The following is a 15,321-nucleotide window of genomic DNA, read 5'->3' on the forward strand; positions in this document are numbered from 1 at the left end:
ATGCCTCGCTCATTCCGTCCCCTCCGGAAGCCTCTCTCCAAGCTCGTTGCGCAGCTGTCCCGGCGTCACAGACAGCCGGCGCGCGCCATGGCGGAACGTTCGGCGTTCCGCTTCGAAGGGCTGGAGCCGCGCATGCTGCTCTCCGCCGATCCTGTCAGCGTGTCCGCGGGCGGAGCCGCCGACATGGAAGTCCGGGTCGTCGAGCAGGATAACGAGAAGATGGTGCAGGTCGTCGATCGCAATGGCGAGGGCGAAGACGGCGGCGATCAGGTGATGGGCGAAGCGAAGCTCGAGGATCTGAAGAACCGTGAGGGGGACAACGGCGATATCCAGATTACCGGCAGCGATGACGACGATACGCTGTCGTTTGACGAATCAGTGTTGGGGGAGGCCGGCGACCTTCTGATCACCTTCGATGCCGGCGATGGCAACGACACCCTGGAAACGGCGAACAGTGAGGGGCTGCTCGTCGATTTCGTGGGAGGCGAAGGCAGTGACCGTGTCGTCGGCGACGATGCCTCGGGCACGTCGTGGACGATCGATGGCGACGGTGAGGGGGAAAGCGAGGACGGCGATATCACCTTCTCGGGAATCTCCGATATCGATGCGTCGGCCGGTAATGAGCAGGAACTGCACAGCAGCCTGGAGACGACCTGGCGGGTCAACGACGACCGCAACGTCACCATCGAGAACGTCACGCTGGAAGGCATCGATAAGCTCTATGGCAGCGACAGCGCCACCTTGAGCTACGAAGAGTACAACGAAGGCGTAACGGTCGATCTCGGCGCAGGCGAAGCGGCCGGAGTCGATGAAATCAGCGGATTCCGTGACCTTGTCGGTTCCGACGGTGACGATATCCTGGCCGGCAACGACCTGGACAACACCATCGATGGCGGCCAGGGCGCCAACCTGCTGATCTCCGTGGGCGGCGAGGATACCTTCGAAAGCCGGGAAGATGCCGACGATACCTATCTGGTCGATCGGGCGAACGACGATCTCACGCTGAGCAGCGACGGTGATTCGGCCACGCTCGATATCGGTGGCAGCAACAGCATGTCGTTCAACGGTCATCCGACCGAAATCATCCTGGGAGCCTCGGGTTCGGGGCAGACTCTCGATGCCTCCGGCTACGGCCTGGGTGGGGTGACCTTCCAACTGCGTGGTGATGGCGTGACGGCCATCGGCTCCGGTCAGGACGATCTCTTCGTACTGTCGTCCGAGGGTAGCGGCGACCTCCAGGGCAACGGCAACGGCGATGAAGGCGACATGATCCAGGTCGAGTCGGATAGCGACATGATGCTGGACGATGATGGCCTGACCTTCGGCGGGACGGGAACGCCTGCTTATACCTTCAGTGATGACATCGAAATGGCCGCCCTGAGCGGCGGCGATAGCGCCAATACCCTCGATGCCAGCGGTTTCTCCGGCGACGTGCGTCTGGAAGGCCGTGGGGGTGACGACACCTTGATCGGCGGTAGTGGCAACGATCTGCTCGATGGCGGTGCCGGCAACGATACCCTGAAAGGCAACGGCGGTGATGACGTACTGTTCGGCAATGTCGGTGATAACGAACTCACCGGCGGAGGCGGTGACGATACCGTCATGGGCATCACCGATGGCTGGATGGATCTCGACGACGGCGAACTCATCCACACCGATCAGCTCGAAGAGCAGACCCTGAGCTGGGATGGTGAGAGTGGCGAGACCGTCGCGTTCCATTTCGATGGCGGTGTCAGCGACATTGAATTGACGGCCAATGCCGAGGCATTGGAAATTCAGCGGGCCATCGAGAGCATCGACGGCATCGGTGAAGGCAATGTCCAGGTCTCGCGGGAATTCGTCGAGGACGATGAGGGTAACCACGAATCGATCGACTGGACCGTGCGTTTCGTCGGCAAGTTCGCCGAAGAGGAGGCGGAAACCGTTCCGGATATCGCCCTGTTGGGAGTCGCGGCCGCCGGCACGTCAGTCGGTAGCGACTCGGTCGTGAAAGCGAATCGAGACCAGAAACGCCGCATTGGCACGGATACTTTCAACGACACCTTCAGCGATGCCGTGCTGCAGGCCGATGGCGGCGACACCACGCTCGATGCCGGCGATTACCAGGGCAGTGTCTATCTCGAAGGCAGCAGCGGTGACGATACCCTGATCGGCGGCCGGGGCGAGACCGAAATCAATGCCGTGGCCGGGGATAACACCCTGATCGCCGGCGCCGGCGAGAACACGGTCACCGGCGGGGCCGGCGAAGACGAGTTGCGTCTGGAACTGGCGGATGACATTACCGACGTCACGCTCGATGGCGAGTCGTTCACGTTGACCGATACGGATGACGAGACCACCGATTCCACCTATGAAGCAATCGACAGCGTTTTGGTGGTAGCGGATCAAGACAGCACTGGTGATGTCACCGTCGATGCCGGCGACTTCAACGGTATCGATGCCTCGACCGCGCTGGCCGACCTGATGTCGGCGGAAGACTTCGAGACGGTGTTCTCGGCCGAAGACGATGGTCAGACGATCGACGAGGATAGCGGTGAGATTCAGGGGGCACTGTCACTGGATATCACCCTCGGCAGTGGAGACACCAGGACGGTTGCGCTGGACAGTGCGCGGACGCTGGGTGACCTGGTCGATATCTTCGATGCCATCGAGGGGGTCGAATCACGTGTCGATCGCGCCGACGGCCGCTGGATCGTCGAGGATACGTCCGGCGGTGATGGCGACCTGAGTGTCGACGTCCCCTCGGGCTCGGCAATGGAGACATTCGCCGATGCCCTTGGCATGTCGCTGAGTGGCTCGACGTGGCAGAGCGAGGTCTTCCAGGCCGGTGGCGTCGACATGCAGATGCTGGGTAGCGGCACCTATATCCTGACCGGCAGCGATGGCGATGACCGCTTCGAGCTCGGCGCGGCTGCCGAGCACGATATCAGCGCAGGAGATGGCAGCGATACCCTGATCGTGACCCATGACGGCGATATGACGATGGGCAGTGGCGAGCTGGCATTCGATCCTGATGGCGGCAATCAGATCGCCAGCTATAGCGGCATCGAGGTGGCTGACTTGGCAGTGGCTGAGTCGGCGTCCAGTGCGGCCGTGGATGCCAGCGGTTTCAATGGCCAGGCGTTGCGTCTGGCAACATCGTCTGAAGGCGAGTTGATTGGTTCCAGTGTGGCCGTGACGGATTTCGATATCGACGTCCAGGGTCTGTCTGCCAACGCTATCGACGTCACGGTCAATAATGACCAGAGCCGCGTGACGGCGACGACCGCTCCGACGAGTGGTAATACACCGGTCACGGATCTCTCGGCGTTCGATGCCGTTTCGCTATCCGGTCAGGATGCCGAACTCGTCTATGCCTGGTCGGACGATGTGACGCTGGAAATCACCGATACCGACCTTGATGAGGACGTCACATTACAGGCCGCCGGGACACTGACACTGGACGGTGCTGAGCTAAGCACTGATGGCAGCGAGGTCGCCATTACGCTCGATGCCTATCGCATCGATGTGCTGGATACCGTCATCGAAACCGGCGGTGGCGATTTTGTCGCCAAGGCGAGCGAGATCAATATCGATGAAGGTGCCATTATCGATGCCGGCGATGGCGATCTCGGCATCCATGCCCAGCCAACGGGCTTCCTCAACGGCACGCCCAGCAACAGCTTCGTCGATGTCGGGGTGTTCGATCTGTCGGTCACTATCGGTGATGCCGAACTCGCCGGTTATGACATCACCATCGATGCACGAGTCGTCGATCCGGACCGCTCGCTGTATAACGTCGATACCGGCAATGCCGTCATCGATGGGGCCGCCAATGAGCCACTCGCCTTTGTCGAAGGGCTGTCGCTGTTCGGCAGCATTTCCACGTTGATTGCCGATACCACGATCGATATCGGCAGTGAGGCGAGCCTGCATGCCAAGCACAACATCGATATCGATGGCGAGATCGAACTGGCGTCTAGCGTACGACCGACCAAGGCGTGGGGTGTCGGTGTGTCCGTCAGTACCCTCATCGCACGCTCCAATATCGATGTCAGCGGCGAGCTGATTGCCGATGGCGAGGCCCAAGGCGACGACCCCGACGGTGGCCATGTCACCATTCATTCCCGTGTCGACACGACCCAGTCGGTGACGGCCGTGCCCGAAGGGGTGAAAGGCTTTGCTGGTTCGGCCGCGGTCAGCGTACTGGTGACCGAATCGCGAACCATGGTGTGGGATGACGCCATGATCGATGCGGCGGGCGATGTCGTCGTCGATGCCAAGACGATCGATCGCAACAGCACATCCGCCACGTCCGGCGCCAGCAAGGGGAAGGTCGGGATCGCCGCCGCCATCAATGTCGAAACCGGCACCACGGAAGCGCAACTGGCCGGCCAGGTCGACGCCGGTGGCGATATCACCGTCGACGCCACGACGGAAAAACAATCGATTTCAGGCGCTTACTTCAAGTACATCCCGACGTCATCCAGCGGCGTTTCGGCCGTGGCCGGTACGGCCCCGAGCAATCCCACCAGCGTGGTCGGCGGACTGTCCAAGAGCAGTAAAGACCTGGCCAAGTCGCCCATGGCATTGGTGATGGACCCGCTCAAGGACAAGCTTGATAGCTGGACCGATACCCTCAGCGACAAGCTCAAGGTCGATCAACTCAAGGAGAAGTTCTCCAGTGGCGATGGGGAGGCATTCGATATCGCCGCGGCGGTGGCGGTGTCTGTCGACATCAACGACGCCGACGCCCGCCTGGGCACGACCGTGGATCGCGACGGCAATGCACTCGGCGATGATGCGCGCAGTGATATCTCGGCGGGCGGTGATGTCACCGTCAATGCGCTGAGCAATCACCGGCCCAGTGTCAGCGCCTCTGGCTCGGCCGCGGAAGACTCGTCTGCCGGTGAGCATACCGAGGGCAATCCGCTCAAGAACAAGCTCAAATCCGAGTTGCTCGAGGGCAAGGACTCCAAGGCATCGGCCAGTGGTGAGACGCGTTCCAATCAGCAGGAGACGAACGATAACCAGAGCGAGGGCGACGAGCAGGCCAAGGTGGCGGTATCCGGGGCGGTCAGCGTCGGCTATCTCGATAACAGCGCCAATGCCGATGTCATGGGCAATGTCGACCTCAATGCCGATGGCGCCATTGCGGTGGATGCCCAGAGTCTCAACGAAGTCGATCTCGACAGCGTCTTCGGTGCCAACCTCTATAACGAAATCCAGGGTTTCTTCGACGATCCCGAAGATAACGTCGATCACGTCAGCACCGATGGCGGCGATGACGGTTTCACCATGCTCGAAAACGGTGACACCGTTCTGGTCGACAAGGATCATACCGCCGGTGGCGAAGCCGGTAATGTCTATGAATTCACCGGCAATGATGCCACGGAAATGGCGCTCGGCGAGGTGGACTTCAGTTCCGGCGACTGGAGCAAGCTGGGCACCCCGCTGGAACAGCGGATTCCCGATCTGATTTCGACCATCTCGGGTTATTTCAGCGCCAATCTGGGGCTGACCGGGAGCTTCGATAGCTGGACGCAGGCCACGGCCTCGGGCGAAAAACTGGCGATCGCCGGTGCGGCCAACGTCTTCCTGCTCAATCAGCACAGCGATGCCCGCATTCATGAGGGCGCCACCATCAATCTCGATGGGCAGAGCTCGGTGGATGATGTCACGCCACAGGACGGCCAGGATGTCTCCGTTACGGCGAATAACGCCAACGACATCTTTACGCTCGTCGGTAATCTGCAGCTGCCGGGACTCGGCGGTGCCGGCGAGTTCAGCGCCAAGTGGCTGGACGCGATCGCTCAGGAACCGGGGCTGGGAAGCGAGTCCGCGGGCAGCGCCATCGGCGCCGCTCTGACCGCCAATGTCCTGGGCAGTGAGGCGACGGCGGCGATCGAATCGGGGGTCGAACTGGTCGCCGATAGTCTCGATGTCACTGCCGATAACGGCAGCTTGTTGCTCGGCGTCGGGGCGTCCGGTGGCCAGGCCGGGAAAGTGGCATTCAACGCGTCGGCCGTTGCCAATGTCGTCCAGAACGAGACCGATGCCACCATCGGCGATGGCATCGCCATGCATATCGGCGATGGCAGTGTCGGCGATGATACCGACAACCCGTCGCTGCGCGTCAACGCCAATGATGACAGCTACCTGATCAACCTGGTCGGCGGTATCGCCAAGGGCGGTTCGGTCGGCATCGGTGCGTCGGTCGGCGTGACCGTGCTCGAACGTGATACGCACGCCCTGATCGGCAGTGCCGGTGACAACGATACCCGCAATGGCTCGATTCTGGTCGGTGGCGATGTCGAGGTCGGCGCCGATAACGGCGGTGTGGTCATCGATCTGGCCGTCGCCGGCGCCGCTGCCGGTGGCAAGTCGTCCCAGTCGTCGTCCGGTGGGTCAGGTGGCAGTAGCGGGGACGACCCCGGTAAATGGCCCAACAACCAGGCCAATTACGATAATGTCATCGCCGAGCTCCAGGGCAAACTGGGGAAGAGCAGTGGCGGTGGCTCAGGCGGTCAGAGCAGCACGGGCGTCGGTCTGGCCGGTTCGGCCATCGTCCACGTCGGTGATGACAACACCTCGGCCACCATCCGCGGTCTCGATGCCTTCGAGGCCGAAGGTGACGTCGCGGTTGCGGCCAACGACGATACCCATCTCGGTATGTTGTCGGGGGGCGGTGCGCTGACGCTCGGCCAGGGGAGCAGCAATGATGTCGGCGTGGCCGGCGCCGCGTCGATTGCGGTGCAGAATGGCCATACCGAAGCGCTGGTCGACAACGTGGCCTCTCTGGTTACCGGCTCGCTGGCGGTCGACGCAGAACGGACGGGCTGGAGTGTCATTTCATCAGCCGCGCTGGCTGTCGCCGGCAGCCAGAAGGGGATCGGCGTTTCCGGGTCGGCCAGCGCGCTGGTATCGATGCGCAGCGTCAATGCACGCCTGCTCACCATCGATGAAGGCGACTTGGGCGATGTCAGTGTCAATGCGCGTGATGCCGCCAATACCATCCTGGTATCCGGTGCCGCCTCATTCAGTGGCAGAGGCGGCGTCGGTGGGTCCGCAACGGTCGCTTACATCGCGCATGAGGTCGAAGCCGAAGCGGCAGCGCTCGGCAGTGACTGGGGCAACGACGACAATGACATAGCGCTCTCGGCGGATAGCCTGGCCGTAACGGCCGACAGCGAGGCGCTGGTCGTCTCGCTCGCTGGCTCGGCGGGCATTGCCACCGGTTCCAAGGGCGTCGGGTTGGCCGGCACGATCGGCGTCAATATCGTCGACAACACGACCTCAGCGTCGCTGAATGACACCTATATAGCGCTCGCCGGGGGCGACGAGGCCGATGTCGCGATAGCCGCCAACGATCGTGCCAGCCTTTGGACGCTTGCCGGTGCCGTGGGAGGCGGTGGATCTGTCGGCATGGGGGCGGGTATCGCCGTCAATTCCATCGATCAGGCAACGACCGCTACATTGGAAGGTAGTCGCTTACTCGATGCCGATGACGTCGCCGTCGCCGCGACCGGCGAAGGACTGATCCGTAGCCTGGCGCTCGGCATTGGCGCCAGCCAGAAAGTGGCCGGGGCCGGGAGTGTGTCGGTCAACATGATCGACAAGGCGCTGAAAGCTCGCGTCATCGACACGGATATCGAGGACGCCGGTGGTGACCTGAACGTGGTGGCCAACGATCGCGCTCAATTGATCGTGATCAGTGGGGCCGCATCAGGGTCCGGCAAGGCGGCTATCGCCGGTAGCGTCAGCACCAATTTCGTGACCATCGATCAGGTGGCCGAGATCGATGGCGGCGTCATCGATGCCGCAGGCGACGTGCTGGTCGATGCCGCCGCCGATACGCTGCTGGTCTCCGTTGCGCTCGGTGGCGCGGCAGCCGGCAAGGTCGGTCTGGCCGGGGCTATCACCGTCAACTATGTCAGCGGCGAAACGCGTGCCCAGATTCTCGGTAACGCCGAGCTGGAAACGGGCGGGGCGCTGACCGTTCAGGCCGAAGACACCAGCCGTCTGGTGGTCATCGCGCTGGGTGCCGCCGGTGCCGGTAAGGTGGCCGGCGGGCTGTCGGCCAGTACGGCCCAGCTCGATAACGACATCGTGGCCAGTGTGCGTGGTGGGTCGTTGGACATTGGCGGCGACATGCGGGTGCTCGCCGGCCTGGCCGATGAATCCGCCCGGGAAGACTTCGACCTCGCCAGTGTCGGGCTGGATATCGACCTCGCCACCTATGGGACCGAGCCCGATCCCGATGCGGAAGAGGGTGAAGACGAAGCCGGCATTGCGAAACGCGATACCAGTAATCTCGACATGAGTGCCGGCATCATCAACATCAGCTTCGCCGGCGCTGCTGGGGGATCGGCGGCCGGTGCCGGGGCCGTCGGCCTCAACTGGTTACGCACCTCGGTGCGTTCCGAAATCAGTGGAGGCGCCACCGTCAAGGCGGATGGCGATGTCGATGTCATTGCCCGTGACAACTCGCAGATCCTCAACTTTGCCTTCGGGGTCGCCGGCGCCGGCAAGGTTGGCGGCGGTGCCGCGATTTCCTTCAACTATATCGGCGGCGACCCCAGCAATCCGTCGCGTTCACTGCAGTCCGATGAAGGCAACGACCCGTCGCAGGACATTCGCACCGCCAATGACGAAACCAAGGCCAATGCCGGTGAAGTCGCCGCCGTCATCGATAATGCCGATGTCACGGCCAACCACGATGGTGTCGATGGAGGCGGCGTCAGCGTCGATGCTCAGGGTACCAGCACGCTGTTCAACCTCAGTGCCGGCGGTGCAGGGGCCGGCAAGGTGGCGTTGGCGGGTTCCGTGGGTATCAACTTCGTCAAGCATGACGTCAAGGCACAAATCCTCGATGGCGCGGATGTCAGCGGGGACAGCGTTTCCGTCCTCGCCGGCGTTGCACCGATCACGATCAACGTGGCCGGCGCGGCCAGTGGTGCCGGGGCAGCGGCGTTGGCGGCGGCATCCGCGACCAACGACATCAATTCCGCGGTCCTGGCAACGATTGCCGGCAGCGATACCGTCGTGACGGCCACCGATGGCGACGTCAAGGTCCTTGCCGAGATGCGCAAGGTGACGAGCGAATCGATCATCGACAATGATGACCTGACCCAGTCAGGCGATGTCGGCGATGATGACGTCAACAGTCCCGAAGATGTCGATACCGGTGACGAGGATCAGGCGGTTCCCGACCCCACGTCGGCGGGCGATCAGGTGTTCAGCTTCGCGTTGAGCGGTGCCGGGGCGGGCAAGGCCGCCATCAACGGTGCGCTCTCGCTCAACTGGCTGCGTAGCAGTGCCGAGGCGGTGATCGATGGGGCGACCGTCAAGGCCTCGCAGGGTGACGTCGAGGTCGCGGCCAGGGACGAAATCGGCATGAACTCCTTTACCGTGGCCGTCGGCGCGGCAGGCGCCTTCGCCCTGTCGGGGTACATGTCGTACAACTACCTGGGCGGCAACCCGGGAGACAGTGGCGATGCCGAGACCAACCTGGTATCGGCGCGGATCGAGAACGGGGCCGAGATCACGACGCAGAGCGTACTTCTCGACGCCGACTCCGAATCCTCGATCAGTAGCTATGTCCTCGGTGCATCGGTCGCCGGGTTCGCGGCCATTGCCGGTTCCACCTCGCTCAATTTCACGCGCAAGGTCGTCGAAGCGGATATTGATGATGCTTCTGTGACGGCGACCGACGGCGATATTCATCTCGATGCCGATGACAATAGTTCTATCATCTCTGCCGCCGGCCAGGTGTCGGTGGCGGTCAAAGGCGCCTCGGTCGGCCTGACGGTCGCTTACAATGATATCGCCAACACGATCCGTGCGGGCGTCACCAACGCCGATCTGGAAACCCGGCAAGGCGGTGATGTGCGGGTCGAAGCCGACTCCACCTCGGTGGGTTTGAATGTGGTGGCAGGGGTCAGTTACGGCACCTTCGGATCGGTTGCCGCCAACGCCGTCAGCGCATTGATCGGAAACGATGTTCAGGCCTGGATCGATGGTGGCAGCGTAACGGCCGATGGCAGTGTATTCGTTCATGCCGACAGTCACGATCGCAACATCATCGTCGTCGGTACGGTATCGGTCGGAATCGCCGCCGTCGGCGGGAGTGTCGGTGTCGACCTGATGGAAACTGATACCCAGGCCTGGATCGGCGGAGGTGCTGACGTCGTGGCCCGTACCAATGGGGGGGCCATCAACGTGGCCCAGCGTTGGGGCGACGGCAGCTACGATGAAGAAACCCGCAGCGGCGTGTTGGTATCGGCCACCAGTCAGTCGGAATTCACGAGTTTCGCCGTTTCCGTCGCCGCATCCGTCGGGGGCGGTCTGGCAGCGAATGTCACCGTCGACGGCATTGCCGGTAGTACGGATGCGTATATCGATGCCGCCAAGGTGCAGAGCGAGGGTGATGTGGTGGCGCGTGCGCTGCACCACGGCATGGGTGACAGTGGTGGTGGTTCGGCCAATATCAGTGGCGGCCTGTCGCCGGTGGCCGGTGTCGATACGTCGTTGATGAATCATCAGACGACAGCGTATGTCCGTGGTCAGTCGGATGACGACATCGATATCGAGGCGCAAGGTGGCGTCGTTGTCGAGGCGCGCAGCGACCTGGATCTTACCAGTGTCGTCGTGGGCGTCAGTGTGGGCGGCTTGGGTGCCGCTGGCTCGGCGGGCGCCGTGAGTCTCAACCTGGATACGCATGCCTATACGGAAGATGCCCGTATCGATGCCGGGAATATCGATATCGATGCTCACAACGAGATCGATACACGTTTCGTGGTAGGCGCCGTCAGTGCGGGCAGTGTCGCTGCGGGTGCGTCGTTGGCCGTCGGTCTGATCGATCCCATTGCCAGGGCGGAAGTGCTGGGTAGCCATCTGACGACGGATGGCGACATTGACGTTCACGCCAAGCAGGATCTGACCACACGCGTGACCGCGGCGACCGGCTCGCTAGGGGGGGCCGCTCTGGCAGGGTCGGTTTCGGTGATGACCTCCAATGCGCAGACCCATGCCTATGTCGGTGCCTCCGAGGCGGGGTATGCCAGTACGCTGGATGCCGACAGTGACGTGACTATCGACAGTCTGACGTCCACGCGTATGAACCCTCGCGACAGTGCCGGCGACTATACGCAAGTCGTCGGTTCGGCCAGTGCCGGGTTCGTGGGCGCCGGAGCATCCGTGGATGTCATGGTGTTGCGCGAGAGCACCAGCGCCAAGGTCGGTGACGGTACGACCATCGAGGCCGGGGGCGATATTAGCGTCGATGCCGAACTCGACCGTACCATCAATTCCACGGTCATTTCTTTCTCTCTGGGTGTCGGCGCCGCCGTCAACGGCTCGGTCTCGGTCATCAGTCTGGGGGCTGGGCTGACCGAAGACAGTCAGGGAGAAATCGAGGACCTGGGCTCGCTGCTTGGCGATTCGCTCAACAATAGCAGTGACTTTGCCATGCCGGGGCAGGGCGACGATGTCGCCGACGTCGACGACGACAATGAGTTCGATGACGACGAGCAAGAGCAGTTCAACGATAACTTCGACGAGCCCGACAATCCCGGCGGCGATACCCAGTCCAATCGTGAGAGCAACAATGCGGCACTCGAGCAATTGAGTTTCGAGGTCGGCCTGCCCAGCGATGGTCAGACCGTAGGTGATACCGCCGCGACCGTGGGGCGTGACGTCACCCTCGATGCCGAGGGCGATATCACCGTGAACGCCACGGAATCCATCGACTCGACAACGTTGACGGGCGCCGGTAGTGCCAGCCTGGTGGCATCGGTCGGTGCCTCGTTGTCCGTGGTCGAACAGAAGGGTGCCGTCTCTGCCACGGTGGGAGCCGGCAGCACCTTGTCCGCCGGTGGCGACATCGAGGTCGACGCCGCCTATGACGGCGATATCTCCCTTGAGTCCTACGGCGGTACGGCGTCGGCCAGTTATTCGGTGGCCGGACAGTCGGCTACCTTGCTGGATCGCTCCGAGCAGCTGGCCTATCTGGAGGGAGCAAGCGACGGCTTGAATGGTGTCGACGTCACGTCGGCCGAGTCGCTATCGGTGCTGGCCTCTGCCGATCGCGACTACACGCTCGACGTGGCCGGCGGGGCGGTTGGCTCGATCGCAGCGGGCGTTTCTATCGCCATCGTCGAGGTAACGGGAGGAACGGACGCCTATATCGGCCAGGGCGCGACCCTTGGCGACATCGATGATGTCGGTGATACCGACACGGCCGGTGAGCTTTCCTCCATCATCGATGACATCACCGTGTCGGCGACATCCGACGATACCATCGATGTCAGTGCGGTTGCCGTGGGTGGTGGCGCGGTCGCTGGTGCCGGCGTCGACATGGAGGTGGCACTGACCAACGATGTCATCGCGTATCTGGGGGCCGGGTCCGACGTACTGGCCGGCTCGGTCAGTATCACCGCGGAGCAGACGCCGGCGATTACGTCCGATGTCATCGGCGTCAGTGCCGGGGGACATGCAGTCGGTGCCTCCACCTCATATATCACGCTCGGTGGCAATATTCAGGCATGGCTGGGGACCTACGAAGAGAATGCCAATGACCTGAACCTGATTGCCGAATCGCTGGACGTTCGGGCGGCCTTGCTGCGTCCGGACGATGGGGCCGGAGATACCGCCAATGCCACGGCGACGGGGGTCAGTGGCGCCGCGGTCGGTGTGGATGCCTCGGTGCTCGAATTCTCGGATACGACCCAGGCCATTGCCGGTATCGGCGCATCGGCGTCGGTCACCCTGATGGCGCTTCCCGCCTATCAACAGCAGCGTCTGCAGACGATGCGCGAGCAGGCGAGCGACGACACCTTCGACGGCGACCTGTGGGATGGCTGGGACGTTCCCGACGATCCGGCCGATTCACTCACGCTCGATGACCTGCCACCACAGAGCGTCCACCTGGATATCGAGGCTCGCCAGGATAGCCGTCTGATCGGCAACATGGAAAGCTATGCAGGTGGCGGTGTGGCTGTCGGCATGGCGCTGGCGAGTCTCGACCAGCAGACGACCACCGAAGCACGGCTCGATCAACAGGCCGACATCGAGATCTTCGCCGCCGCCGCCCCCGACGACGACACCAATCCCGTCGCCATCGTCTCGATGACCGAACAGATCACGCGCCTGGATACCCAAGCCATCGCCGGTGGACTCGGGGCCGGTGCCGGGGTCGAAGTGGACCTCACGGCCGATTCCACGGTGCTTACGGCGGTGGGGGATGACGCTGAAATCGGCGTGTTCGATAGCGACGCCACCCTGACCTTGACTGCGACACAAACGCTTGATGTGGACGGCACCATGCGCGCGGTTGCCGGCGGTGTGATTTCAGGCGCCGGCGCCAACGGCGACTACCTGTTGTCCCCCGATACGCGCGTGACAATCGGCAATGGCGCGTTGTTGGACGCTGGCGCCATCAGCGCCAAGGCGACCTCCGAAGTCTACAAGCGCGCCGTGGCCGATGCCGGCGACTACAACAGCGACGGTGAAGTGTACGGGCTGGCCGCCGGTGGCGGTGCCGGTGTCCTCATGACACTGGAGATCGACACCTTCGTCGAGGTCGATGACAACGCCAGCCTGACATCACGGGGCAATGGTGACGACATTGCCGGCAGCGGCGATATCAACCTGCGCGCCTTCAACGACATCGATGTACGTGACCAGGGCAGCCTGATCGCGGGCGGTTTGCTCAGTGGCGGCGGCATGAATACCGAAATCGATGCCGATCATGTCGCCACCGGCGTACTGCTGGGAGACGGCACTCAGATAACGGCCCAGCGTGACCTCTATCTGGCGGCCAATACGCAGGCCAATCTGGCCGCGGTCATCTACATCGACTCTTATGCAGGCGTGTCGGTGAGCGTCGGCATCTCCGAAGTGACGCTCACGCCGGTCAACGAAGTGACATTGAACGGTGCCGATGTCACGGCTCTCGGCGCGGCCTGGCTGATGGCGGGGCGCAACAGTGAGTACGTCAGCGATGAATACCGTGTCGTGTCGTCGGTGGATACCTTCTCGGCGAGTGCCTTGCCGATCGATGTGGTGGAAGCGACAGCGACGCTGCAGCGTGACAACCAACTCACTGTCGACGCCGATTCGCAGATTCTGACCCGCGGTGATATCAACCTGCTGGCCGAGGATTACGACGGCGCCGCGATGCTGGCGCGCGCCAAGGCCGTCAACTGGATCAACGCTGCCGCCGGGGCGCTGGATGCGGCGCTGGGCGGTGGCGGTACCGAAAACACCGGCGGGACCGCGAGCGCCGAATCCATTGGTAGCGTCACGATCGACGGCCGCCTGGAAACCGGGATCGACCGCAATCAGCGTCTGGTGATCGACCTGGCCGAGGGTGTCTCGCTCGGTGACATCGATGAGGGCGAGATGGCGCTCGACGAGTTGTTCACCAGCCTGGACGGTTTCTCTGACATCGGCTATAGCCTGCGCATCGGGGGCGTCGAGACGGATCTGTTCGAGTCACTGCAGAAGGCGCGCCAGCGACTCGATGACTACCAGTCGGTCGGCTCCGATCGGGTGATCGAGTCGTTCCGCGCCGAGGTTGAACGACTCGAGCAGGAACTGATCGATCAGGGGCTCGCCGAAGAGGTCGACGGCGAAACCGTACTGCTCAACCCCGACATCGTCGAAATCGTGCTCGACGATATCGACGCCACCGCGGGACGTATCGACGTGCGAGCCGATCATCTGGTCGGTGAGGGTGATTTCGTGTCACCCAAGGGCTCCAATGTCACCGTGGTCAACAAGACTCCGGCCTGGATCGTGGCCAACGACATCACCATCCCCGAGACCTTGGGTGGGCTCTACTTCAACGGCGTGGAGATGGCGGATGACGCCGATATCGCCGATGCCAACCTGAATGCTTCGGCGGGGCAGTCCGCCAGCTTCGGCTATTCCGCCGATCCGGATGCCAACCCGACGCCGACGGTGATGATCGTCAATACCTATGCCAATGTGCCCTCCGGCGATGAAATGGCGTCGATCCGGGAGGCACTGGACGTCGACGAGGACTTCTCGCTGGTCATCGATGAGTTCGACCGCGATGCCGTCATGCCCAGCGTGAAGGTGCGCGGCGATATCTATGCACCGCTGGCCGATGCCACGATACTGGCCGGGAAGGATTTCGACCTCAGCAGCGATGCCGAGGACCTGATCAACGGTGACGGTGCCTCGCTGGTCGTCGGCAGCCTGACGTTGACGGCGGAGGAGACCATCAACATCGGTGGGGTCAGCCGTCACTCACTGGGCGAGCTGCCCTACAAGACCATGAAGGCCTTCACCGAGGGCTGGACCGCCAGCGCCGCG

Annotated in this window: 1 protein-coding gene (running past one end of the window); it reads left to right on the forward strand. The window is 62.7% G+C overall.

Annotation, left to right across the window (positions count from 1 at the left end; all coding sequences use genetic code 11):
* Window positions 1-15,321: the 5' portion of an LEPR-XLL domain-containing protein gene (locus FVV99_RS17865; protein WP_161599047.1), read on the forward strand. It continues 11,634 nt past the right edge of the window; the window shows 15,321 of its 26,955 coding nt (coding positions 1-15,321); its start codon is at window positions 1-3; its stop codon lies beyond the right edge, outside the window.

It is taken from the genome of Aidingimonas lacisalsi, from assembly GCF_008079445.1.
In the GTDB taxonomy this organism is placed as follows: Bacteria; Pseudomonadota; Gammaproteobacteria; order Pseudomonadales; family Halomonadaceae; genus Aidingimonas; species Aidingimonas lacisalsi.